At 67.4% G+C, this 22,665-nt stretch carries 22 protein-coding genes; 9 read left to right on the top strand and 13 right to left on the bottom strand.

The window, feature by feature from the left end; genetic code table 11:
* The first annotated feature begins 34 nt into the window (after positions 1–34).
* Positions 35–538: an arginine repressor gene (locus ASD42_RS32455; RefSeq protein WP_056824335.1), complete on the top strand. Its 504-nt coding sequence runs from the start codon at positions 35–37 to the stop codon at positions 536–538.
* Between the two features lie 6 nt (positions 539–544).
* Here ASD42_RS32455 and ASD42_RS32450 read toward each other — a convergent pair whose 3' ends face one another.
* A complete protein-coding gene (locus ASD42_RS32450) occupies positions 545–1,108 on the bottom strand; it encodes a TetR/AcrR family transcriptional regulator (RefSeq protein ID WP_235569914.1) in 564 nt (187 codons plus the stop codon).
* A gap of 126 nt (positions 1,109–1,234) precedes the next feature.
* On the opposite strand from ASD42_RS32450, the gene ASD42_RS32445 reads away from it, so the two are divergent.
* Positions 1,235–2,650, top strand: coding sequence for an MFS transporter (locus ASD42_RS32445; RefSeq protein ID WP_056824332.1), 1,416 nt, complete (start codon positions 1,235–1,237; stop codon positions 2,648–2,650).
* Between the two features lie 53 nt (positions 2,651–2,703).
* On the opposite strand, the gene ASD42_RS32440 is transcribed toward ASD42_RS32445, so the two are convergent.
* The 5 genes from ASD42_RS32440 to ASD42_RS35025 form a co-directional block, all read right to left on the bottom strand.
* Entirely contained in the window at positions 2,704–3,390 is a 687-nt protein-coding gene (locus tag ASD42_RS32440) for an aldose epimerase family protein (RefSeq protein WP_235569913.1), read from the bottom strand.
* Positions 3,351–3,524: a hypothetical protein gene (locus tag ASD42_RS35555; protein WP_235569912.1), complete on the bottom strand. Its 174-nt coding sequence runs from the start codon at positions 3,522–3,524 to the stop codon at positions 3,351–3,353. Before ASD42_RS35555 ends, ASD42_RS32440 begins: the two co-directional genes overlap by 40 nt.
* Positions 3,525–3,590: 66 nt before the next feature.
* On the bottom strand, positions 3,591–3,746 hold the full coding sequence (locus ASD42_RS34720) for a hypothetical protein (RefSeq protein ID WP_156677664.1): 156 nt from the start codon (positions 3,744–3,746) through the stop codon (positions 3,591–3,593).
* A 62-nt stretch (positions 3,747–3,808) separates the two neighbouring features.
* Positions 3,809–3,940: a hypothetical protein gene (locus tag ASD42_RS35660; RefSeq protein ID WP_255284563.1), complete on the bottom strand. Its 132-nt coding sequence runs from the start codon at positions 3,938–3,940 to the stop codon at positions 3,809–3,811.
* A 30-nt stretch (positions 3,941–3,970) separates the two neighbouring features.
* Positions 3,971–4,111 carry a hypothetical protein gene (locus ASD42_RS35025; RefSeq protein WP_165610251.1) on the bottom strand — a complete coding sequence of 47 codons (141 nt, stop codon included), beginning with the start codon at positions 4,109–4,111 and terminating at the stop codon, positions 3,971–3,973.
* A 271-nt stretch (positions 4,112–4,382) separates the two neighbouring features.
* On the opposite strand from ASD42_RS35025, the gene ASD42_RS32435 reads away from it, so the two are divergent.
* Both ASD42_RS32435 and argH read left to right on the top strand, forming a co-directional pair.
* Positions 4,383–5,585, top strand: a complete 1,203-nt coding sequence (locus ASD42_RS32435; protein WP_056824327.1) for an argininosuccinate synthase — start codon at positions 4,383–4,385, stop codon at positions 5,583–5,585.
* Between the two features lie 106 nt (positions 5,586–5,691).
* Positions 5,692–7,110: an argininosuccinate lyase gene (gene argH / locus ASD42_RS32430; RefSeq protein WP_056824324.1), complete on the top strand. Its 1,419-nt coding sequence runs from the start codon at positions 5,692–5,694 to the stop codon at positions 7,108–7,110.
* 22 nt (positions 7,111–7,132) lie between these two features.
* Here argH and ASD42_RS32425 read toward each other — a convergent pair whose 3' ends face one another.
* Genes ASD42_RS32425 through ASD42_RS32415 form a run of 3 tightly spaced genes read right to left on the bottom strand, consistent with a single transcriptional unit; the run spans position 7,133 to position 11,617 of the window.
* Positions 7,133–9,508, bottom strand: a complete 2,376-nt coding sequence (locus ASD42_RS32425) for a PEP/pyruvate-binding domain-containing protein (protein WP_056824322.1) — start codon at positions 9,506–9,508, stop codon at positions 7,133–7,135.
* Positions 9,499–10,491 (bottom strand): TIGR03617 family F420-dependent LLM class oxidoreductase, encoded by a 993-nt coding sequence (locus ASD42_RS32420; RefSeq protein WP_056824319.1) that lies wholly within the window; start codon positions 10,489–10,491, stop codon positions 9,499–9,501. Before ASD42_RS32420 ends, ASD42_RS32425 begins: the two co-directional genes overlap by 10 nt.
* 10 nt (positions 10,492–10,501) lie before the next feature.
* Positions 10,502–11,617 (bottom strand): hypothetical protein, encoded by a 1,116-nt coding sequence (locus tag ASD42_RS32415; RefSeq protein WP_056824317.1) that lies wholly within the window; start codon positions 11,615–11,617, stop codon positions 10,502–10,504.
* A gap of 49 nt (positions 11,618–11,666) precedes the next feature.
* Here ASD42_RS32415 and ASD42_RS32410 point away from each other — a divergent pair, with 49 nt between their 5' ends.
* Complete coding sequence (locus ASD42_RS32410) at positions 11,667–12,290, top strand: TetR-like C-terminal domain-containing protein (RefSeq protein WP_056824315.1); 624 nt, start codon at positions 11,667–11,669, stop codon at positions 12,288–12,290.
* Positions 12,291–12,331: 41 nt separating this feature from the next.
* Here ASD42_RS32410 and ilvA read toward each other — a convergent pair whose 3' ends face one another.
* Positions 12,332–13,555 carry a threonine ammonia-lyase gene (ilvA, locus tag ASD42_RS32405; protein ID WP_056824312.1) on the bottom strand — a complete coding sequence of 408 codons (1,224 nt, stop codon included), beginning with the start codon at positions 13,553–13,555 and terminating at the stop codon, positions 12,332–12,334.
* A 60-nt stretch (positions 13,556–13,615) separates the two neighbouring features.
* Complete coding sequence (locus ASD42_RS32400) at positions 13,616–14,794, bottom strand: serine hydrolase domain-containing protein (protein ID WP_056824310.1); 1,179 nt, start codon at positions 14,792–14,794, stop codon at positions 13,616–13,618.
* Between the two features lie 106 nt (positions 14,795–14,900).
* Between ASD42_RS32400 and ASD42_RS32395 the strand changes: the two genes are divergently transcribed.
* The 3 genes from ASD42_RS32395 (at position 14,901) to ASD42_RS32385 (ending at position 17,923) form a co-directional block, all read left to right on the top strand.
* The gene (locus tag ASD42_RS32395; protein ID WP_056824307.1) at positions 14,901–15,623 is read left to right on the top strand and encodes a GntR family transcriptional regulator; all 723 of its coding nucleotides are present in this window, start codon (positions 14,901–14,903) and stop codon (positions 15,621–15,623) included.
* A gap of 84 nt (positions 15,624–15,707) precedes the next feature.
* Entirely contained in the window at positions 15,708–17,195 is a 1,488-nt protein-coding gene (locus ASD42_RS32390) for an NCS1 family nucleobase:cation symporter-1 (RefSeq protein ID WP_056824303.1), read from the top strand.
* Entirely contained in the window at positions 17,195–17,923 is a 729-nt protein-coding gene (locus ASD42_RS32385) for an aspartate/glutamate racemase family protein (protein WP_056824300.1), read from the top strand. The genes ASD42_RS32390 and ASD42_RS32385 overlap by 1 nt, the downstream gene beginning before the upstream one ends.
* 8 nt (positions 17,924–17,931) lie before the next feature.
* Here ASD42_RS32385 and ASD42_RS32380 read toward each other — a convergent pair whose 3' ends face one another.
* Both ASD42_RS32380 and idi read right to left on the bottom strand, forming a co-directional pair.
* The gene (locus ASD42_RS32380) at positions 17,932–18,285 is read right to left on the bottom strand and encodes a hypothetical protein (RefSeq protein WP_056824299.1); all 354 of its coding nucleotides are present in this window, start codon (positions 18,283–18,285) and stop codon (positions 17,932–17,934) included.
* Positions 18,286–18,471: 186 nt separating this feature from the next.
* Complete coding sequence (gene idi / locus ASD42_RS32375; protein ID WP_235569911.1) at positions 18,472–19,032, bottom strand: isopentenyl-diphosphate Delta-isomerase; 561 nt, start codon at positions 19,030–19,032, stop codon at positions 18,472–18,474.
* A gap of 613 nt (positions 19,033–19,645) precedes the next feature.
* On the opposite strand from idi, the gene ASD42_RS32370 reads away from it, so the two are divergent.
* On the top strand, positions 19,646–22,603 hold the full coding sequence (locus tag ASD42_RS32370; protein WP_056824294.1) for an AMP-binding protein: 2,958 nt from the start codon (positions 19,646–19,648) through the stop codon (positions 22,601–22,603).
* The last annotated feature ends 62 nt before the right edge of the window (positions 22,604–22,665 follow it).

Here is a 22,665-nt window from a genome sequence, read left to right as displayed (position 1 = left end):
TCATACCGGAGCCGAGCGACAGCGAGGCGCAGGCATGAGCGCACCCGAGAAGGGCTCGCCCGCCATCGCCCGCACCCGCGCCGGCCGCCAGTCCCGCATCATCGAACTGCTGACCTCGCATTCGGTCCGTAGTCAGACCGAGCTCGCCGCTCTACTGTCGGCCGAGGGCATCGAAACCACCCAGGCCACCCTGTCGCGTGACCTCGACGAACTGGGTGCGGTGAAACTGCGCGCGGCCGACGGCGGCGCGGGCGTCTACATCGTTCCCGAGGACGGCAGCCCCGTGCGCGGGGTCACCGGCGGCACCGGCCGCCTGTCCAAGCTCCTCGGCGACCTGCTCGTCTCCACCGACGCCAGCGGCAACCTCGCCGTCCTGCGCACCCCGCCCGGCGCCGCCCACTTCCTGGCCAGCGCCCTCGACCGCGCCGCCCTGCCCTACATCGTCGGCACGATCGCCGGCGACGACACCATCGCCGTCATCGCTCGCGAGCCGCTCACCGGCGCCGAACTGGCGGCGAAGATCGAAGACCTGGCCTGAGCGCGATCAGCGCTGGGCGCGCAGGCCCGCAAGCGCCACGTCGGTGAGCAGCGGGGCGGACTCGGCGGCGGCCTGGCAGCCCGCGCCGATGCCGTGGCCGAGGCGCAGGATGTCGCGGGGACTCACCTCGGGGCGGATCTCACCTGTCTCCTGTACCGGGATCAGCACGGAACCCGCGGCCTCGGCCAGCAGGGCGGAGCAGGCGGCGAAAGTGCCCGAGGTTCGGTCGATGGCGGCTTTGAGAGTGGTTGCCAGGCCGTGCTTTTCGAGAATGTAGGTGACGAGTTCGCCGAACCAGGCGTCGAACGCGTCGAGGGGGGCGTGCGTTCGACGTAGTTCGCCTGCCCGTGCGGCGAGTGTCTCGATATTGGCGCGATACACCGCTTCCATCAGCGTGGTGCGATTCGGGAAGTGGCGATACAGCGTTCCGGGTCCGACCCCCGCGCGCCGCGCGATGTCGTCCAGCGGTGCGTCGGTGCCGTGCTCGGCGAACGCGTCGCGGGCGCAGTCGACGATGCGCTCGTAATTGCGGCGTGCGTCGGCGCGCATCGGCCGCGACGGTGCGTCCACGAGATCCTCCACTGGAAACGGATGAAGTCTCCGTTTAGTCTTGCGGAACCGGAGACTTTCTCCCTATGCTAACTCTGTCATAAACGGAGACTCTCTCCGTTTGAGTTCCTTGTTGATGGAGCGTTCTTGACTACCCCCACACTCTCCGAAATCGACCGGGTCGAACGCGTTCGGCCACGGATCGTCCTGGTCACCCTGCTGACCTGTCAGCTCATGATCATTCTCGACATCACCGTGATGAATGTGGCGCTGCCGCACATCAGGACCGACCTGGAGTTCAGCGCGACCGGCCTGTCCTGGGTGATGAACTCCTACACGCTCGTCTTCGGCGGCCTGTTGCTGCTCGGCGGACGTGCGGGCGACCTGTTCGGCAGGCGCACCATGTTCATCGCGGGCGTGGTGCTGTTCACCGTGGCCTCGCTGGCCGGTGGCCTGGCGCCGTCGGCCGGGTGGTTGCTCGCGGCCCGCGTGCTCCAGGGCATCGGTGGCGCCATGGCCGGGCCGAATACCCTTGCGCTGCTGACCACTACGTTCACCGAGCCCAAGGCTCGAATCCGGGTGCTCGCCCTGTTCTCCGGGATGTCCAGCGCCGGATTCGCGATCGGCTTGATCGTCGGCGGGTTGCTCACCGAATGGTTCGGCTGGCGCTCGGTGCTGTTCATCAATGTGCCGTTCGGCCTGGTCATCGCGGTACTCGCACTGCGGTACCTGCCCGACTTGCCACGTCGCGCCGCCCGGCTCGACCTGCCGGGCGCGGTGACTGCGACCGCGGGCGTGGCCGCCCTGGTCTACGGTTTCATCAGTGCCGCCTCGCACGGGTGGGGCGCGGCGGGCACCGACATCTGGCTCGCGGTCGGGGTGGCCTTGCTGGCGGCCTTCATCGCGATCGAACTGCGTGCGCCACAACCACTTCTGCCCCTGCACCTGTTCGCCGATCGTAACCGCGCCGCCGCCTATCTGAACATGTTCCTCGGGCCGATGGCAGGCATGTCGATGTTCTTCTTCCTCACGCAATATCTGCAGGATGTGCTGGGAATGAGCTCGCTGGCAACGGGTTTCGCGTTTCTGCCGACGGCGGTGCTGATGTTCACCATTATCCGGCTGATCCCGCGGCTACTGGCGCGATGGGGCCCGAAGCCGGTGACGCTCACCGGCTCTGTCGCGATGGTCATCGGACTCGTACTGCTGACCCGGCTGTCGGAGAACTCCGGCTATTTCCCACTGCTGTTCGTGGCGATGGTCGCGATGGGCTGCGGTATCGGGCTGGCGTTCTCACCGCTGAACGTGATCATCATGTCCACGGTCTCACCCGACGAGGCGGGCGCGGCGGGCGGCGCCCTGCAGACCATGCAGCAGACCGGCGGCGCGCTGGGCTTGGCCATCCTGGTGACGATCTTCGGCACCGCCGCACGCGACGCGGGCGGTTCACCGACCCATGCCCTGGTCGGCGGCATGACCGCCGCCTTCGCGGCAGCCGCCGTCATCGCCGCCCTGACCTTCCTGGTCGCACTCACCTTCCGCAGCGTCCGCTCGCCGCAGTGAGCGCATGCGACCTGTGCCGAGACGGATTCACCGTAATCGGCTGTGGGGCCGGGCTACTCGGGCTGCGGAGTCGTTCGGTTCCGCGACAGGCGTTGCCATGTCCAGTCGACGCGGACATCGAGTGGCGAGTCGGGCGTGACCATCCGTGGTTCGGTTTTCAGGCCGTTGGGTGGGCCGGACTGGGCCTCTACCGACAGGGATTGTTCCGGCAGTGTCCAGACGACCACGTCGTGGACCGGGCTGGTGATGGTGAACTCCAGGAAATCGGGCCAGGTGAGGCGGGCAAGAACGCCGTTGGGCATGCCGAAGCAGTCGTCCCACGGTGGCGGTGTCGGCGCGATCTTGCGGCCGGTGGGCAGGTAGTCGTCGCCGCGTTCGTACTGCCATGCCGGGTCGAAATCGAGCCGCACCGGCCCGGTCGCGGGCGGGACTTCGCGCAGGAACCACGGATGCCAGCCGCCCTGGGCGGGGAAGGCGTCGTGGTCGGTGGCGATGCGCATCGCCAGGGTGAGGCCGGTGTCGGTGAGAGTGAACGTCTGGGTGACCGTGCCCGCGAACGGCCACGGATCGCTGAGACGATGGCTGATCGTCGCCTCGGTCGGCGAGGCCGTGACCACCTCCCACGCTCCGTCGCGGGCGGTGCCGTGAATGCTGTGCGGCGGGTTGTTGATCGGCATCTGATACGTGTGGTCGCCGACCGTCAGTTCGCCGTCGCCGAGCCGACCGGCCCACGGCGCCATGACGAAACAGCCGGTGCCCGGATCCTGTCGGAGCAGTTCGGTGCCGTCGACGGTGAGCTGTGGATCGCGCCGCCGTCGCCGGGGGCGATCGTGAGACCTGCGGAACCTGCGTCGAGCCGAACATCGTCGGTCATGATTCGCACACTAGCCGCGCGGTGCTGCCGTCAGCGGCAACTCACGCCGTAAGCGGGGATGCGCCGTCAGTTGAACGGGTACTGCCCACCGCCCGCGCCGCCACCGCGGTTGTTCGGAACAGCGATGTCGATGATGTCCTGGACCAGCTCGACGACTGCTCTGCCGACATCGAGAACACCGTTGCCGAGGGTCGAGAATTCCTGCGCGATGTAGTGGAGCATCTTGTTCGTCCTCACGTGTGGCGAGCCGAATAATGCTCTCCCAGAGTGCCACAGGTGAGGTGTCAGGAGTTGAGGAAGTTCAGGATCAGCAGGGTCAGTGGGGCGGTGATCTCGAAGACGGCGCGGCCGACATAGAGGCCTAGGGCGGCGCCTGCCTCGTAGTTGTCGGAGAGGAACTGCAGGACTTCATCCATGATGTGCTCCCTGGATTCGAGGTCGGTGAGTCAGGCGAAGAATCCTTGGAGCAGGGGAGTGCCGAGGTCGATGACGGCCTTGGCCACCGTCAGGCCGAGGTTCCCGAGTCCGATGACAACCGTTCCGATCAGGTCGTAGTTGGCCTCGGCGAAATCACGTAGCGACTGCATGATGGCTCTCCTTCGGTCCCGACCCAATGGCTATCTGCTGTGACCAGCGTCTCATAGCTGAGCGTACTCGCCTAGGGTGGCGGTGGTGTCGTCGCAGGTGATCGGCTATTTCGCGATAGTCGGCCCGAGGCCGTACCCCCCGGTTATGAATGAGATTGCATCATCATGCATAATCATTTGTAGCAACGGCGTGAGCCGCCCGGCGGCCGGAGCATACATACTGCTCAGGGCAGGCCTTTTTACGTACCAGACTTCGAGGAGCACAACAGACATGTCCGATCGCGTCGTACTCGCCTACTCCGGTGGGCTTGACACCTCCGTCGCCATCAGCTGGATCGCGAAGGAGACCGGTTCCGAGGTGGTGGCCGTGGCCATCGACCTGGGCCAGGGCGGCGAGGACATGAGCGCGATCCGACAGCGCGCACTGGACTGCGGCGCCGTGGAGGCCATCGTGGTCGACGCGCGCGACGAGTTCGCCGACGAGTACTGCCTGCCCACCATCCAGGCCAACGCCATGTACATGGGCCAGTACCCGCTCGTCTCGGCCATCAGCCGTCCGCTGATCGTCAAGCACCTCGTCGAGGCCGCGAAGTTCCACAATGCCACCACCGTCTCGCACGGCTGCACCGGCAAGGGCAACGACCAGGTCCGCTTCGAGGTCGGCATCGGTGCGCTCGCGCCCGACCTCGAGGTCATCGCCCCGGTCCGTGACTACGCCTGGACCCGCGAGAAGGCCATCGCCTTCGCCGAGCAGAACAGCCTGCCGATCAACGTCACCAAGAAGTCGCCGTTCTCCATCGACCAGAACGTGTGGGGCCGCGCGGTCGAGACCGGGTTCCTCGAGGACCTGTGGAACGCGCCCACCAAGGACGTCTACGACTACACCGCCGACCCGACGGTGAACTTCGAGGCGCCCGACGAGGTCATCATCACCTTCGAGAAGGGTGTGCCGGTCGCCATCGACGGCCGCCCGGTCTCCGTGTTGCAGGCCATCGAGGAGATGAACACCCGCGCCGGTCGTCAGGGTGTGGGCCGTCTCGACATGGTCGAGGACCGGCTCGTCGGCATCAAGAGCCGCGAGATCTACGAGGCGCCGGGCGCCATCGCGCTGATCACCGCGCACCAGGCCCTCGAAGCCGTCACCGTCGAGCGTGAGCTGGCCCGCTACAAGCGGCAGGTCGAGCAGCGCTGGGGCGAGCTGGCCTACGACGGCCTGTGGTACTCCCCGCTCAAGCGCGCGCTCGACGCCTTCATCTCCGACACCCAGCAGACCGTCACCGGCGAGATCCGGATGGTGCTGCACGGTGGGTCCGCGGTGGTCAACGGCCGTCGCTCCGAGCAGTCGCTCTACGACTTCAACCTGGCCACCTACGACGAGGGCGACACCTTCGACCAGTCCCTGGCCAAGGGCTTCGTCCAGATCCACGGCCTGTCCTCGAAGGTCGCCGCCCGCCGCGACCTGAACCAGAAGTAACAGGCGCAGAGTCACCCTCGTAGTCTCGACACCGGCCGGTCCCCACGGATCGGCCGGTGCCGTCATCATCCATGCCCGCCATCCCGACCCGGAGGAGACATCGACTATGACCCACAGTGGAACCAACGAAGGTGCGCTCTGGGGTGGGCGATTCGCTTCCGGCCCGGCCGAAGCGATGGCGGCGTTGAGTAAGTCGACCCACTTCGACTGGGTGCTGGCCCCCTATGACATCCGCGCCTCCAAGGCGCATGCCCGTGTACTGCACAAGGCCGGACTGCTCGCCGACGACGACCTGCCCGCCATGCTGGCCGGTCTGGACGCGCTCGCCGCCGATGTCGCCTCGGGCGCCTACGGCCCCGCCGACTCCGACGAGGACGTGCACGGCGCACTCGAGCGCGGGCTGATCGAGCGGGTCGGTACCGAACTCGGCGGTCGACTGCGGGCCGGTCGTTCGCGCAACGACCAGGTGGCGACCCTGTTCCGGATGTGGCTGCGTGACGGTGTGCGTCGCGTCGCCGCCGGTGTGCTCGACGTGGTCGACGCCCTCGTCGCCCAGGCCGCCGCGCACCCCGACGCCGTGATGCCGGGCAAGACCCACCTGCAGGCCGCCCAGCCGGTGCTCCTCGCGCATCACCTGCTCGCCCACGCGCATCCGCTGCTGCGTGATCTGGAACGTCTGCGTGATTTCGACAAGCGCGCCGCCATCTCGCCGTACGGTTCGGGTGCGCTGGCCGGTTCCTCGCTCGGCCTCGACCCCGAGCAGATCGCCGCCGAACTGGATTTCACCGCCTCCGCGGCCAATTCGATCGACGCCACCTCCTCGCGTGACTTCGCCGCCGAGGCCGCGTTCGTGCTGGCCATGATCGGTGTCGATTTGAGCCGGATGGCCGAAGAGGTCATCATCTGGAGCACACCGGAATTCGGCTACGTGACCCTGGCCGACGCCTGGTCCACCGGTTCGTCGATCATGCCGCAGAAGAAGAACCCGGATGTCTCGGAGCTCACCCGCGGCAAGGCGGGCCGCCTGATCGGTAACCTGACCGGCCTGCTCGCCACGCTGAAAGCCCAACCGCTGGCCTACAACCGGGACCTGCAGGAGGACAAAGAGCCCCTGTTCGATTCGGTGGCCCAGCTCGAACTCCTCCTGCCCGCTATCGCGGGTCTGGTCGGCACCCTGACCTTCCACACCGACCGCATGGCCGAACTCGCACCCGCCGGGTTCACCCTCGCCACCGATATCGCGGAATGGATGGTGCGCCAAGGTGTTCCGTTCCGGGTCGCCCACGAGGCGGCCGGTGCGTGCGTGCGCGTCGCCGAGGCGCGCGGTGTCGGTCTCGACGAGCTGACCGATGAAGAGTTCGCCGCCGTCGACCCCGCGCTCACCGCCGGTGTGCGCGAGGTGCTCACGGTTCAGGGCTCGATCGCTTCGCGTAACGCGCGTGGTGGCACCGCCGGTGTGCGTGTGGCCGAACAGCTCGACGAGGTCCGCAAGACCGCCGAGGATGCCCGCGCCTGGTTGAGCTGATCGCCAGGTCGCGGGCCTGGCATCAGGGCGGTCCGAGTCGGGTGACCAGACCTCGGTCCCCGTCTACCCGGACCCGGTCTCCGGTGCGCAGCACCTTCGTGGCCACCAAGGTGTTGACCACGCACGGGAGACCGTATTCGCGCGCCACCACAGCGCCGTGCGATACCGAGCTGCCGATGTCGGTGACCAGCGCGCCGATGACGGTGAAGTACGGCGTCCACCCCACGTCGGTGACCGGGGCGACCAGGATCTCGCCGGGCCGCACTTCTCGCGCGTCGACGATCGACTTCGCCACGCGCACAACGCCTTCGACGCTGCCTCGGCTCGCGGGCCTGCCCACGATCTGGTCGTCGGTGATCGCGTGCGGCGGCGGGGCGAGCAGCGGGGCGGGCCTGCCCACCGACACGTCGTCGAACTCGAGAGAGTTCTGGTACGCCAGTGCTTCTCGGCGCTGCAGCGCGCACTGCACGAGTGCGGCGATGTCATCGGTGCCGACGACGCGAGCCAACTCGGCACGGTCGAAGAAGAAGACGAGGTCGGCATCGGGCAGTCGCCCCGACTCGGCCAGCACCGCTCCCAGGTGGCGGTAGCCCAGCTTCAGCGCGTGCGCCATCAGCGCCATCTTCGACTTCGTCTTCTCGCGTCCTCGGGCGCCGCCCTGCGCCAGCCGGGCGAGAAACCTGATGGTCGCCGATCCGGGCGTCCTCTCGGGCGCGGGCAGCGGTGCGCGGTGGGCCGGATCCAGTGCGGAGCGCAGCATGACCTGCATCATCGCTCCCAGCCCGCCGGGGTCCTCGGCCCAGGACGGATCGCGCATGCACAGCTCGCGGTACCCGCGGTGACCGTGCCGAGCCGAGAACTGTCGCAACGCCTCGCCGCCGGGGTTACTCGCCGTCCGCAGCTCGATCACCGCGTCGGCCGGCTCCGCCGCGAGAAACCTCTCGGCAGCCGCATGATCGGCGGCGATGGTTCGCACCACCGCGTCGAGCTCCTCCACCATGAGCGCGCTCTCGACATCGGACGCGCCGGCCATCAGCCGGGTGGCCTCGGCACGACCCTCGTCCGCGTCGAGTCCGTTCTCGACCGCCTGTTTTGTCAGCACGCCCTCGAGAATGTTGGCCGCGACAGCCGCGCGGGACGAGGACCGCACATGAGTCAGCGTGACGTCGCAATACTCGTCGACACCGAACTCCAACTGGCGCAGTATTTCTCGCGGGTCGTCGCCGGTCGGGATCCGGAATCCGGCGATCTTGTCGTCCAGACGGCGGATCGCAGGCCCGGCGGACAACGCGTGCGTGGTCAGTCGGATCGTGTTGACGAGTCTGCGGGCGAACGGTTTCGGCGGTTCGGCCTTCAGTTCCTCGACGACCCGGCCGCAGATCGATGTGGAGAACTGCTCCAACGAGTTGCCGAGCAGGCCCGAGCTCAGCGCCGTGCCCTCGGTCAGGTTCAGGAACATGTGCCCGTAGAAATAGCCGACCTGCAGCCACGGCCGCTCGTACCTCGGCTGCGCCCGCGCCACCACCTGCGTCATCTGCATCGCGTAGTCGATGGCATAACCGGACACCGAGGCGGTCAACGGGCAGAAGGCCCCCGGCATCATCTCGCCGATGTTGCAGCGTGTGTACACGTGGTCGGCGCCCGCGAGCGGCGAATCCATCTCGTTGAGGTCACCGGGCAGGGTGGTGATCGGTCGAGCCTGCAGCCACCACAGTGTGCCGGAGCGGTCGATCGCCCACTCGAGGTCCATCGGCCTGCCCCAGTGCCGCGCTGCGCGCAGCGCGTCGGACCGAATCTCCGCGATCTCCGCCGGCGACAAGACGGGGACCGCGCCGACCTCGCACACGGCGGTATCGCCGTGGGAATCGAGGACGATGTGGTCCGACGATGCCGTACCGTCGACGAGCGCTTCGCCGAGTCCCGCGATGGCGTCGATCACCATGAGGTCGCGTCGGCCGGTTGCCGGATCCGCGGTGAACACCACGCCCGCGGCACGCGCGTCGACCATCTGCTGCACCACCAGATGCATAGTGGCGGGAGCTTTTTCGCTATAGGACGCGACTCGCCGGGAATGGACGGACGCGGCGCACTCGCGCACGGCCGCGGCGAAGGCATCGACGGAGTCGACACCGAGCACGGTGTCGTACTGGCCGGCGAAGGACTGGTCGTCTCCGTCCTCCCCGACCGCGGAAGACCGGACCGCCACGGAAGTCGCGCCGGCGGTCAGCTCCGAGAACCGCTCCGTCACAGCGTCGATGCCGTCCTGTGCGGAAGCGTCGGCGATGACGAAGCCGACCGGCACCGCGAGTCCGAGACGGCGCAGCTCGGCCAGCCCGGCCGCCTTGCCGCCGTAGCTGTCGTCGACGACCTGGTCGAATTCGATCGTTGTCAGCGACATGTGGATCCTTTCAGTGCGTCCACGATCTCGGCGAGCGCGTCGACGGCGATGGGCCCCGGCTGATAGAGGCAGAGCCGGTCCGACACACCGTCGACCCGATCGCGAATATGCGCGGCCACCTCGGCCGGAGTGCCGCACGCGGCGATGGTGTGGAGGATGTCGTCGTCGATCAGGGCGGCCATCTCCCGCCACCGTCCCTGCTTGGACATCGCGTTGAGTTCCGGCTGCAGATCACCCCAGCCGTGGGCGTCGAGCACCGGCCGGTAGGCCGGGGTGGAACCGTAGAACGCCAACAGCATCCGGGTCGAGGCGTGGTCGTCACCGACCGAGACGATGATCTCCGGCACGACCTCGAAGTCGTCCTCGGAGCGTCCGGCGGCCGACAGACCGGCCCGCACGGCAGGCAACGTGGTCTCGTGCAGGAACCGTTTCGTCCCGAACGGCATCACCAGCAGACCGTCGGCCACCTCCGCGGTGGCTCGGGTCAACCGCGGCCCGAGCGCACCGAGATAGATCGGTGGCGGACCGTACGGGTTCGGCCCCGGGACGAAGGTCGGCGTCATCAGGGTGTGTCGGTAGTACTCACCGCGAAAGTCCAGTCGCGCACCGTCGTTCCAGGTGGCGAAGATCGCGCGCAACGCCCCCACCATTTCCTTCATCCGCGCGACCGGGCGGTCGAACTCGGCCCCGTAGCGCTTCTCGATCTGCGCGCGCACCTGCGTGCCCAGACCCAGGATGAACCGCCCCTCGGTGAGCAGTTGCAGATCGTTGGCCTGGTGTGCCAGCTGAATCGGATTGCGGGGCAGCGCGATCGCGACGTTGGACATCACGTCGAGCCCCTTCACCGCCGATGCGAGCACCAGCGGCGTGAACACGTCGAACGGTCCTTCGAAGGTGAATACCCCGGATGCGCCTGCCTCCCGGAGCACGGTCGCGCGTTCGACCGCATCCGTCGGCCCGTAGAGCGCTGTCATGATCTTCATGGCACCGTGCCTATTTCGCCACGTCGGTCCAGTCGGAGAAACCCGACGGATAGTGCGGTCCGATCACGCCGTGCTCGAACAGGCCCGCGCCCTCGCGCGTCTGCCCGTCGGCTTCCGTGCACACCGCCCGGCCCACGTGGTCGATGAGACTGAACGGCGCTCTGGCCATGACCTCCGGATCCGTCATGTCGTAGCTGACCCGTTCCGCGAACGGTCCGTCCTTCCAGGTGCCGTGTGCCCACGAGGAGTCGCCGCCGTAACCGGAGCCGAACGCGATGGGCGCGAACAACCTCGATTCGACGTCGAGTTCGATCCGATCACCCGCCCGGTTCATGAACTCGACGTGCGCGCCCGTCGGGATCCGCGTTCCGGGCCGGTAGTGGATGGTCGCACGCACACCGTCGAGCTGCTCGACGCGACCGTCGCGCCAGCGGCGGGTGCAGTCGTAAAGGCTGCGGTGACCATCGGGATCCTCCTGCAGGATCAGGAACAGCTGGTAGTCGTCGAACGCGAGCGGCAGATAGAGCCACCACATGCCGCGGAACGCGGCATCCGGGCGACCGGCGGGTTCGGGCGCGCCGATCGGGCGGATGCCCCACGAGCGATCACGGCTCGCCACACTGGTGTCGTGCTCGACCGTCAACCGCTCGCCGTCGACCTCGATCCAGCCCTCCCATGTACCGACCTGGGCGAAGCGGCACGCCTGCAACGTCACTCGCCGCTCGGTCAGCATCTCGTGCGGCCGCTCCAGCGCGGCGGGGAACAGCCCGCGCCAGGTCAGATCCGCGGCGATGCCCTCGGTCTCGGCCAAGGTCAGGCGTAGCTCCTGCAAGGGTTCGACGACCTCGATCCGGTAGCCGTTGACGTGTTGGTGCAGGCGGTCGTCGTCGATGGCGTCGCTCAGCCGCACCGCGGTCTGGGTGTCACCCCGGCGGACGACGAAGTAGGCGTCCTTGACCCCGAGGCGCGGGTAATAGCCGATCCCGGTGAGCGCCATGAAGCGTCCGTCCCGGTCGAGCACGTTGAAGTAGGACCGATCGTAGAAGTTCCGATCGGAGGCGCCCGGCCAGGTGAGGGGCGCCGCCACCTGATGCAGCGGGTACTCGTCGAGCGGGCTCAGATTCACAGGTCGTCCTCAAATATGATGCGTGCCGTATTGGAATTATGCTGTGATCATGACAACAGAAGGCGAGAGCGAAGGCAAGAGGTCTGCGCCATCCCCCCCGGGGCGCCCACGCGACAGCCGGATCGATGCCGCGATCATCGCGGCCACCAGGGAGCTGATTCTCGACACGGGTTACCCCGCGCTGTCGCTGTCGGCGATCGCCGCGCGCGCCGGAACAACCACGGCCGCCATCTACCGGCGCTGGTCGAACAAGGCGCAGCTCGTCCACGAGGCCGTGCTGTCCGCCGAAGTCATCGCGCCACCGGATGTTTCGGGCGGCGATATCCGCGCGGACATCCGGGCGCTGGTCGAGACGGTCCGCAAAATGTTCGACAGCCCCGAGGTGCGCTCGGCGCTACCGGGATTGATCGCCGACACCGTCGCCGCCCCCGAAGTGCACACAATGATGATCGACCGACTGGCAGGCGACCTCGCCGCCTTCGAATCCCGCTTCGGCCACGAACGCCGCGCCGATGATCAACTCCCCATGCTCGCCGAAGTCGTAGCGGGCACCGCGATCTTCCGCATCCTCATCCGCCACGACGCCGCCCTCGACGACACCTGGGTGGACCAGATGACCGAGTTGATCACCGACCGCTGGCCTCCGGACCGGGCGTCCGAGGGCCGCGTCTAGCGTGCGCTCGTGGTTGCCGGAAACTCGGTGGGGCCGGGTTCCTAGAGCTCCGCGTGGACGCGGAAACCGGCGGCACGCAGGGCGTCCAGGACGTCGTCGCGGTGTGCGACACCTCGGGTTTCCACGGTGAGTGACACCTCGACCTCGTCGACGGCCAGCCACGGACCCGTCCGTGAGTGCACGACGTCCACCACGCTCGCGCCCGCCCGCCCGACCACGGCGAGCAGCGCGGACAGGGCTCCCGGTCGGTCATCGATCGTGACGTGCATGGCCAGGTAGCGGCCCGCGGCGCTGAGGCCGTGGCCGATCACGCGGGTGAGCAACAGCGGGTCGATATTTCCGCCCGACAAGATGGTCACCACCGGGCCGGGCAGATCCTGGAGCGCGGACGCGAGCAAGGCGGCGACGCCCGCCGCACCCGCGGGCTCGACGACGAGTTTGGCCCGTTCGAGGCAGAGCAGCAGGGCTCTCGACAGGGCGTCCTCGTCGACGGTGACGATCTCGGACACCAGCTCGGCGACATGGACGAACGGCACCGCGCCGGGTAGCCCGACCGCGATACCGTCGGCCATCGTCGACATCCGCGGCACTCGAACCGGTCGGCCCGCCGCCAGCGAATCCGGCCACGCCGCCGCCTCGGCCGCCTGCACGCCGATCACCCGGACATTCGGCGCCAACGCGTGCAAGGCCACCGCGACGCCCGCGAGCAGCCCACCGCCACCGGTCGGCACGACGACCGTGCCCACATCGGGAACCTGCGCGAGAATCTCCAGCGCGACCGTCGCCTGACCGGCGACGATGTCGGGATGGTCGAAGGGATGGATCAGGGTCGCGCCGGTCCGATCGGCGAATTCCTGTGCGGCGATCAAGGATTCATCGATCGTGTCACCCACCAGATGCACGTCGGCGCCATAGGCGCGCGTAGCGACCAGCTTCGGCAGCGAGGCCCCGACCGGCATGAACACCGTCGAGGCGATCCCGAGCTCGCTCGCCGCCCATGCCACCCCTTGCGCGTGATTGCCCGCGCTGGCCGCCACCACACCCCGCGCCCGATCCGCCGCGGGAAGATGCGCGATCCGGTTGTAGGCCCCGCGTGGCTTGAACGACCCGGTTCGCTGCAAGTTCTCGCATTTGAGCAGCACCTGCGTGCCCGCCCGCTCCGACAACACCCGCGACCCCACGATCGGCGTCCGCCGGATCACCGGCTCCAGCAGTCGCGCGGCTTCCTCGATCCGCCCCAGCCCAACGGTCTCCATCCGCCACATAGTGCCAGGCCCGACCGGTACGAGGCGTAGGTTCCGGGCCCGGCTCGGGACCGGGCAGTGTCAGGTGGCTAGTTCGGTCTTAGCGATGTTGTGCGCGATGGTGCCGAGGCGGGTGAGGCGGGCATCACCCAGCGGGGTGAGTCTGCCGCCGAGACGGTTGGTGACGAAGGCCAGGGACAGGCCGGTCTCGGGGTCGGCGAAGGCGCCGGAGCCGCCGAGGCCGAAATGGCCGAAGGCGGAGATGGGGTCGGCCTTGGAGGGTTTCATGGGAACGCCGTGGAAGCCGAGGGCCCACGGGATACGAAACGCCAGCACATAGTCGGGGGTGAAGACCTGGCGGGTGGCGAAGCGGGGAATCGAGTCGGGGGACAGGATGCGGGTGCCCTCGAGCTCGCCGCCGTTGGCGAGGGCGGCGTAGAGGCGAGCCAGGGCGCGCGCGGAGAAGACGCCGTTCACCCCGGGCATCACCGAATCGTGCACGCGCGCATCGACGATCAGGTCGGCGAAACCGCGCGGGGTGGTTTCGGCGGCGGCGCTGAAGCGGGTGCGGGTGAGCAGGTCGGAGCCGGTGTCCCAGTCCATGCCCGCGGCGCGCAGGCGCGGGAAGGTGGTGGCGATGCGGTGGCGCTGGTCGTGCGGCACCCGGAACCAGAGTTCTTCGGCGTCGAGGGGTTCGGCGAGCTCGGTGCGCACCACATCGACGAAATCGCGGCCGGTGACCCGCTGGACGATCTCGGCGGCCAAGTGCCCGTAGCTGATGCCGTGATAGCCGCTGGTGATCCGGTGTCGAGGGTCGGGAGCGGCCGCGGCCAAGGCGGCGGTGACGGCTTCGTCATCGAGGAAACTCTCGATCGGGCCGGGCAGCAGACCGCGCAGACGGTGCAGGCCCGCGCGGTGGGTGAGCACATCGCGCACGGTGATGTCGGCCTTGCCCGCGGCGGCGAACTCCGGCCAGTACTCGGCGACGGGACTGTCGTAGTCGAGCTGCCCGCGATCGGCCAACTGGTGGATCACTGTGGAGGCCACGCCTTTTCCGGTGGAGAAACCCAACGCGACCGACTCCGCCGTCCACGGCACACCCGGACTCGCATAGCCCGCCCACACATCCACCACCGGCTCGCCGTGCAGATAGACACACAGCGCGCCACCGCCGTGTGCGGGCTTGCGGAACAGATGGTCGAAGACGGCGACCAAGCGGACGAAACGGCGATCCACCGACTGTGTTGTGGTAACTCCCATCACCCGAGCATGCCATCGCACACTGGGGACCGGTCGGTACGGTGATCGTTTCCCAACTGTCACATCGGGCAGCCCGCGCGCAATACACCGGCCATAGCATGTTCGCATGTCCTCGAGACGACGATCGGCGCTGCTCGCAAGGCTTGTGGTCGATGAGCCAGGCCGACCGCAAGTGATCCTCGGCGAACTGCGCCGGGTGATCCTCGACGGCGCCGTACCGCCGTGCACCGTGATCCCGCTGCGTGAAGTCGCCGAGCTGTTCGGGGTGAGTCATATCCCGGTCCGTGAGGCGCTCAAGACGCTGATCGGGGAGGGGCTGGTCACCCACCGCCCGCAGCGCGGTTACCAGGTGGCCCAGCTCACCGCCCGTGAACTGCGCGAAATGTACATCGTGCGTGACACTTTGGAGACGGCGTCGCTCGCCGCGGCCGCGATGCACGCCGACGAGCCCGAACGCGCGCACCTGCTCGCGGTGAACGACCTCCTCGAACGCGCCATCCTCGACGACGATCCCGAGGCATACCAGCGGCAGTCCCGCAGCTTCCATGTGGCGCTGACGCGGCCGTCACGGATGTTCCGGCTGCTGCACATGCTCGAAGCCGCGTGGAATGTCACCGAGCCGGTGCAGTCGATGGTCCATATCGACCGGCTCGACCGCGAGCGCCTGCACATCGACCATATCGCCATGCTCGACGCGTTCCTCGCGCGCGATATCGACCGCCTCCTCGTGGCCGCTGAGGAGCACCACCGGAGGCTGGAAAAGGTGGTCGCGACCCTGCCGACCGATACCGGACTGCTCGCGCCGGAAGATATATCTTCGGTGCAATAGGCGCGAAATTCCCGGGAAACCGCAGGGCAACTGCTGATACTTACCGTCAGTTCAGCAGATGTACCCTTTCGGACGGGAACGATCATGACCGACACCATTACGTCCTCGGCGGTTCTCGCCGGCGAACCTCCCACTTATGATCCGCGGCTGACCAACGATGATCTGGCGCCGCTGCGCAAGCAGAATTGGGGCACTTACAACATCTTCGCGTTCTGGATGTCGGACGTGCACAGCGTGGGTGGATATGTCACGGCGGGAAGCCTTTTCGCGCTCGGTCTGGCGAGTTGGCAGGTGCTCGCCGCGTTGCTCCTCGGCATCACCATCGTGTATTTCTTCTGCAATCTGGTGGCGAAACCGAGTCAGATGACCGGCGTGCCCTATCCGGTGATCTGCCGCAGCGCGTTCGGCGTGCTCGGCGCCAACGTCCCCGCGATCATCCGTGGGTTGATCGCGGTGGCCTGGTACGGCATTCAGACGTTCCTCGCGTCGGCGGCCTTGGATGTCGTTCTGGTGAAACTGTTTCCGGGGCTGGCGCCCTACGCCGTCACCGCCGACTACGGGTTCCTCGGCCTGTCGGCCCTTGGCTGGGGCAGCTTCCTGCTGCTGTGGGTGGTGCAGGCGTGCGTGTTCTGGCGCGGCATGGAATCGATCCGCAAGTTCATCGACTTCTGCGGTCCCGCTGTGTATGTCGTCATGTTCCTGCTCTGCGGCTACCTCATCGCGAAGGCGGGCTGGAGTGCCATCGATCTGAACCTCGGCGATGTGAAATACACCGGCTGGGCGTCGGTGCCGGTGATGCTCGGCGCGATCGCGCTCGTCGTGTCGTATTTCTCGGGTCCGATGCTCAACTTCGGCGACTTCTCTCGATACGGCAAGAGCTTCGCCGCGGTGAAGAAAGGCAACTTCCTCGGGCTCCCGGTGAATTTCCTGGTCTTCTCGGTACTGGTCGTGGTCACCGCCTCGCTGACCTTGCCGGTGTACGGCGAACTCATCACCGATCCGGTCGCCACCGTCGCCGAGATCGATTCCACCTTCGCGATCGTGCTCGGCGCACTCACCTTCACCATCGCCACCATCGGGATCAATATCGTCGCCAACTTCATCTCACCGGCTTTCGATTTCTCGAACGTGAGTCCGCAGCGGATCAGCTGGCGGGCGGGCGGCATGATCGCGGCGGTCGGTTCGGTGCTGATCACGCCCTGGAATCTGTACAACAATCCCGACGTCATCCACTACACCCTCGAGGTGCTCGGCGCCTTCATCGGCCCGCTGTTCGGGGTACTGATCTGCGATTACTACCTGGTGCGCAAACAGAAGGTGATCGTCGACGATCTGTTCACGATGTCGGAGACCGGGACCTATTACTACACGAAGGGTTACCACCCGGCCGCGATCATCGCGACCGCCGTCGCCGCCGCTGTCGCGGTGTTCCCGGTGCTGGCCAACAGCCTGCCCGGCATGCACACCGCCGCCCAGTACAGCTGGTTCATCGGCTGCGGCATCGGCTTCGTCGTCTACTACCTGCTGACCGGCGCCAGGCGCGCGGCCGCTGCCGAGGAGGTCGGTGTCTGATGCGCATCAGGGTCGTCAACCCGAACACCACGCGGGCGATGACCGACACGATCGAGCAGTGTGCGCTGGCCGTCGCGGGCCGGGGCACACTGCTCGACGCGGTCACCTCCGAGATCGGGCCCGCCTCGATCGAGAGCCACTACGACGAAGCGATGAGTGTGCCCGGCCTGCTCGCCGCGATCCGGCAGGGCGAGGCCGACGGCGTGGACGGGTATGTCATCGCCTGCTTCGGTGATCCGGGATTGGACGCGGCACGGGAACTGGCGGCGGGACCGGTGATCGGGATCGCGGAGGCGGCCATGCGCACCGCGAGTCACCTGGGTCGCGGATTCAGTGTCGTCACGACGCTCGACCGCACCATCGGGCGGGCGGCGGATCTGGCGCAACACTATGGGATGCAGAGGTTCTGCCGGGGGATTCACGCGTGTGAGATACCGGTACTCGCACTCGATACCGACCCGGACGCGCGCAAGATCGTCACCGAGGCGTGTCGGGTGGCCGTCGCGCAGGACGGGTCCGACGCTGTGGTGCTCGGGTGCGCGGGAATGGCTGATCTGTGCGCGCACATCCGCGACGAGATCGGGGTGCCGGTGATCGACGGTGTCGCGGCGGCGACGTTGACCGTGCAGTCGCTGTTGACGATGGGACTGCGCAAGTCGGGTAGGGGAGAGTTCGCGACACCGCCCGCGAAGAACTACGTGGGTCTGCTGGAATCCTTCGGTTCGTGAAGGCCGCTTCAGACGCCGGCGGTCTCGGTGGCCAGTGCGTTCAGCACCGCGTCGAGATCGTCGACGTCGACCACCAGGCGGGTGAAATCGGGCCCGTCCAGGTCGATGCGCACCGCGCTGCCGCCGAAAGTGGTGTCCCAGAACTCTTTGCGGCCTTTGCCGCGGTAGACGCCCGCGGCGATCACGCCGGGAATGAAGGTGCCGGGGGCACGGACCCACGGGGGTCGAAGGTCCACTTCGGCGCTGACGATCTCGGTGATCGCGGCGCGGTCGATCACGACCTGCTGGCGTAGGGCGAGTAGGCGATGCCCACCGAGCACATTGACTGTCACCGTGTCGTCGTTGATCTCGACCTCGACCATCGTTACCTCACTCGCCGTCGTGCGGACCGTTCGATGTTCAGCTTTGTCGGACGGCCTGTTCACGGACTGTGGTGAGCCTGTGAGTTAGCCAAGGAATCAGAAACATCGACTGATATAGATATGCGCATCTATCCGGTCGACCGCTATGGAGAACGGAACGAAAAAAGATCGCACGGACGGGCCCGGTCAGGGGTGGTGGGCCTGTCCGGCGATCTCGAGCACCTGCGCCAGCCACGGCGTGAACTTGCCGGGGTTCTCCGCCAGATCGGCACGCACGGCCTGCGGAGCGATCCACGCCCAGTGAGCGATCTCGGCCGGGTCCGGCCGCGGGGCCGGATCGCCGACGACACCGATCAGGACGTGGTCGTATTCGTATTCGACGCGGCCGGTCGTCTCGTCGCCGGCACGGTAGGTGAACGCACCGACCTCGGTGAGCTCGGCCGCCATCCCGAACTCCTCGCGCAACCGGATCGCGGCCGCCTCCGTCACCGCCTGACCCGGCGTCGGATGCCCACAGCAGGTGTTGGCCCACTGCAGCGGGAACCTGGTCTTCACTGCTGCGCGTTGCTGGAGCAGGACGTGCCCGTGCCGGTCGAACAGCAGCACGGAGAAGGCGCGGTGGAGCGTGCCCGGTGGCCGATGAGCATCGGCCACCGAGCACGCTCCGATCGCCACACCCGCGTCGTCGACCAACTCCACAGGCATTGCTTCACGGTCGGTCGACGGGTCGGCGAGCTGTTCGGTCACCTGGCCACCTTATCGGCGACGATCATCGGGTACTGGAAGCTGCCCTCTCTGTACCCGGTGATACAGGGCTGCTCAACGGTCATGGCATGTGTCCTCACCTGGGGAGCGGCACGGCCGATCGGCCTGTTCGCGAGGGGTGCGCGACAGGCTGAAGGGTGGGTAACAGTGCGAAGCGAATGGTCCTGCGCGGAAACCGGGCTGGTGAAACGGTGTTGCACGAAATCTGATGCGTGTCAGTACGTTCCGGACGTCAACGATGGTAGGTGCTCGAAGTGGCCGCACGTCGGGTATTCGGTAAAATATAGTGATGACCGGGAGATCCGTTGTGTGGGAAGCGATTGCGGGCACGGCGGTGGCCGGCTGATCGACGTGACGAGTCGGCTCCGGTCGCCTGGGTCATCCGTTTCGGGGCGATCGCGGGTGTGACGGCGAACCGTTCGAGAGTTGTGACCGCAGCGTGATCGGCCGTTGAGCGGGGCATGTGATTCGAATCGCTGGAACATGCGGCCTGTCACAGCCGACACATAATAGAGGTCTGGTGTGGTTAGCTCATGTGAGCACATCGGGGTGTGTGAGATGTGTCACTATAAGCAGGTAAGGCCAGGTGGGAACGGTGGATATCAGTCCAAAAGGTGTGGTCGGTTCGGTGCAGCGGTTGCTGGCTACCGCGCAGAACGGGCTGGAGGTGATCCGCTTCGGCGGATTGTCACACGATGTCGAGTCCTCGCCCTTCGAGGTCGTCGAGCGTCGCCGCATGTATCGGCTACGGCACTACTTCCCCGACGATTCGACGCCGGGCCGTCCGGTGGCGCTGCTGGTGCCGCCGTTGATGGTGAACGCCGACATCTGGGACGTCAACGCCGAAGGCGGCGCGGTCGGCATCCTGCATGCCAGCGGAATCGACTGCTGGGTCATCGATTTCGGCTCACCCGCGACCGAGGAAGGCGGCTGGGAACGCGACCTGGCCGACCACGTACTCGCGGTGAACTCCGCCATCGACTCCGTCTGTGAGGCCACCGGCGCGCAGGTGCACCTGATGGGGTACTCCCAGGGCGGCATGTTCGCCTACCAGACCACCGCCTATCGCTACGGCAAGGGCGTGGCCTCCATCGTCACCTTCGGTAGCCCCGTCGACATCGTCAACGGGATGCCGTTCGGCCTGCCCTACGGTCTGGTTTCCGAAGTCGCCGATTTCCTCGCCGACCACGTGATGCACCGGCTGCCGATCACCGAATCGATGGTGCGCATCGGTTTCCAGATGCTCGATCCGGTGAAGACCGCCAAGTCGCGCATCGACTTCCTGCTGCAACTGCACGATCGGGAAGCGTTGCTGCCCAAGGAACGTCAGCGCCGCTTCCTCAACAGTGAGGGCTGGGTGGGATATTCGGGTCCGGCTGTGGCCGATCTGCTCAAACAGTTCGTCGCCCACAACCGGATGATGCTGGGCGGCTTCGTGATTCGCGACCATCCGGTGTCGCTCGCCGAGCTGAAGTGCCCGATTCTCGCGTTCGTCGGCGAGGTCGACGACATCGGTCAGCCCGCCGCCGTGCGTGGCATCGTGCGGGCCGCGCCCAATGCCGAGGTGTACGAAGCCAGCTTGGTGGCAGGCCATTTCGGGCTCGTCGCCGGTTCGACGGCCACCAATCACACGTGGCCGATGGTGCGCGACTGGATCACCTGGATGGACGGCAACGGCACGTTGCCCGAGCAGATCGTGCCCATGCAGGAACACGTCGCGAGCAACGCGCCGCGCACCGCCGCCACCCGGATGGTGCACACCGCTGCCGGGCTGGCCGAGGCGGGCGCGGGCGTCGGTAAGGCGCTGGAAGGCATCGCGGGCAACACGATTCGCGGATCGATCGAGATGGCGGGCGAGGCGGCGCGGGCGCTGCCTCGGCTGACGCGGCTCGGGATGATCCAGCCGCACACCCGTATCTCGCTCGGCAAACTGCTCAGCGAGCACGCCTCCCGCGCGCCGCAGAAGGACCTGGTGCTCTTCGACGACCGGGTGCACACCAATGCCGCGGTCGAGGAGCGCGTCGACAATGTGGTGCGCGGCCTGATCTCCGTCGGCATCCGGCCCGCGATGCGGGTCGGCGTGATGATGGAGACGCGACCGAGTGCGCTGGCCTCGGTGGCCGCGCTGTCGCGGATCGGCGCTGTCGCGGTGTTGCTCGCGCCCGGCGCCGAACTCGACCGCGCCATCGAGCTGACCGGCGTGCAGACGCTGGTCACCGACCCGGAGAACCTGCGCTCGGCCGCCGCGACCGCTGCCAGGGTGCTCGTGCTCGGCGGCGGCGACAGTCGTTCGCTCGCGGTGGCCACCAGTGACCGGGTGGTCGACCTGGAGCAGATCGACCCGGCGAAGGTCAGGGTGCCCGCGTGGTACCGGCCGAACCCGGGTCTGGCGCGCGAACTCGCGTTCGTGCTCGTGCTCGGCTCCGGCGACCGCCTCGAGGCGAAGTACATCACCAACCATCGCTGGGCGCTCTCGGCGTTCGGCACCGCGAGCGCGGCCGATCTCGACCGTCGCGACACCGTGTACTGCCTTGCGCCACTGCATCATTCGTCGGGGCTGTTGGTGAGTCTCGGTGGGGCGATCGCTGGTGGCAGCCGGATCGCGCTGGCCAGGCCGGTGGACATGGACCCGAACCGCTTCGCCGAAGAGGTGCATCGCTACGGCGTCACGGTCGTCACCTACACCTGGACCATGCTGCGCGATCTGCTCGACGCCAAGGTCTTCCCCGCGGGCCACAACCACCCGATCCGCTTGTTCATCGGCTCCGGTATGCCCGCTGGACTCTGGCGGCGCACGGTCGAACAGTTCGTCCCGGCCAGGGTGCTCGAGTTCTACGCCTCGATCGACGGTGACGTGGTGCTGGCGAATGTCACCGGCGCCAAGATCGGCTCCAAAGGCAGGCCCGTGCCCGGCACCGCGCGCGTGGAACTGGTCGCCTACGACCCGATCAGCGAACAGATCCTCGTCGGCGACGACGGATTCGCGCGCCGCTGCGCCGACAACGAACCCGGCCTGCTGCTCGGCAAGGCCGTCGACGGTGGCGACATCTCCGACGGCGGCCTGCGCGGCGTATTCCGGGCCGGTGACGCCTGGTGGCCGACGGAGAATCTGTTCCGGCGCGACAGCGACGGTGACTACTGGCTGGTCGACCGGCGCGACACGGTGATCCGCACCGCACGCGGCCCGGTGTTCACCCAGCCGATCGTGGACATGCTCAACGACATCACCCCGGTCGACATGGAGGTCGCGTTCGGGCTGAAGACCGCGGCGGGGGTCATCGCCGCAGCCGCGCTGAGCGTGCGTCACGGGTTCCGGATCGAACCGGGCGATGTCACCGAGGCGATGCGCGGGCTGGAGGGTTCCCAGCGTCCCGACCTGGTCTACGTCGTCGACGAGATCCCGCGTAGCGCCAGCTTCCGCCCCTCGGCGTCGGCGGTCCAGGCCGCGGGTCTGCCCGAGGCGGGCCCGGGCACCTGGATCTACAACCGGGAAACCGAGACCTACGAGGTGCTCACCGACGCGGTCGCGGCGGTGCTGTTCGGCGGGAGCTGACCGGCGACCGCGGCGGGGGTGTCCCGGCCGCGGTCCGTTGCACGACAAAGGCCGCCCGGCGC

This window comes from Nocardia sp. Root136, from assembly GCF_001427185.1.
GTDB lineage: Bacteria > Actinomycetota > Actinomycetes > Mycobacteriales > Mycobacteriaceae > Nocardia > Nocardia salmonicida.
Note: the sequence above shows the minus strand (reverse complement) of the source record. Positions and strands in the feature narration are given on the sequence as shown.

Coding starts and splice junctions, on each gene's coding strand:
- ASD42_RS32455 (WP_056824335.1), top strand. CDS start 35: ATGAGCGCACCCGAGAAGGGCTCGCCCGCCATCGCCCGCACCCGCGCC.
- ASD42_RS32440 (WP_235569913.1), bottom strand. CDS start 3,390: ATGGCGCCGTGGGCCGGTCGGCTCGGCGACGGCGAACTGACGGTCGGC.
- ASD42_RS35555 (WP_235569912.1), bottom strand. CDS start 3,524: ATGACCGACGATGTTCGGCTCGACGCAGGTTCCGCAGGTCTCACGATC.
- ASD42_RS34720 (WP_156677664.1), bottom strand. CDS start 3,746: ATGCTCCACTACATCGCGCAGGAATTCTCGACCCTCGGCAACGGTGTT.
- ASD42_RS35660 (WP_255284563.1), bottom strand. CDS start 3,940: ATGGATGAAGTCCTGCAGTTCCTCTCCGACAACTACGAGGCAGGCGCC.
- ASD42_RS35025 (WP_165610251.1), bottom strand. CDS start 4,111: ATGCAGTCGCTACGTGATTTCGCCGAGGCCAACTACGACCTGATCGGA.
- ASD42_RS32435 (WP_056824327.1), top strand. CDS start 4,383: ATGTCCGATCGCGTCGTACTCGCCTACTCCGGTGGGCTTGACACCTCC.
- argH (WP_056824324.1), top strand. CDS start 5,692: ATGACCCACAGTGGAACCAACGAAGGTGCGCTCTGGGGTGGGCGATTC.
- ASD42_RS32425 (WP_056824322.1), bottom strand. CDS start 9,508: ATGTCGCTGACAACGATCGAATTCGACCAGGTCGTCGACGACAGCTAC.
- ASD42_RS32420 (WP_056824319.1), bottom strand. CDS start 10,491: ATGAAGATCATGACAGCGCTCTACGGGCCGACGGATGCGGTCGAACGC.
- ASD42_RS32410 (WP_056824315.1), top strand. CDS start 11,667: ATGACAACAGAAGGCGAGAGCGAAGGCAAGAGGTCTGCGCCATCCCCC.
- ilvA (WP_056824312.1), bottom strand. CDS start 13,555: ATGTGGCGGATGGAGACCGTTGGGCTGGGGCGGATCGAGGAAGCCGCG.
- ASD42_RS32400 (WP_056824310.1), bottom strand. CDS start 14,794: ATGGGAGTTACCACAACACAGTCGGTGGATCGCCGTTTCGTCCGCTTG.
- ASD42_RS32395 (WP_056824307.1), top strand. CDS start 14,901: ATGTCCTCGAGACGACGATCGGCGCTGCTCGCAAGGCTTGTGGTCGAT.
- ASD42_RS32390 (WP_056824303.1), top strand. CDS start 15,708: ATGACCGACACCATTACGTCCTCGGCGGTTCTCGCCGGCGAACCTCCC.
- ASD42_RS32385 (WP_056824300.1), top strand. CDS start 17,195: ATGCGCATCAGGGTCGTCAACCCGAACACCACGCGGGCGATGACCGAC.
- ASD42_RS32380 (WP_056824299.1), bottom strand. CDS start 18,285: ATGGTCGAGGTCGAGATCAACGACGACACGGTGACAGTCAATGTGCTC.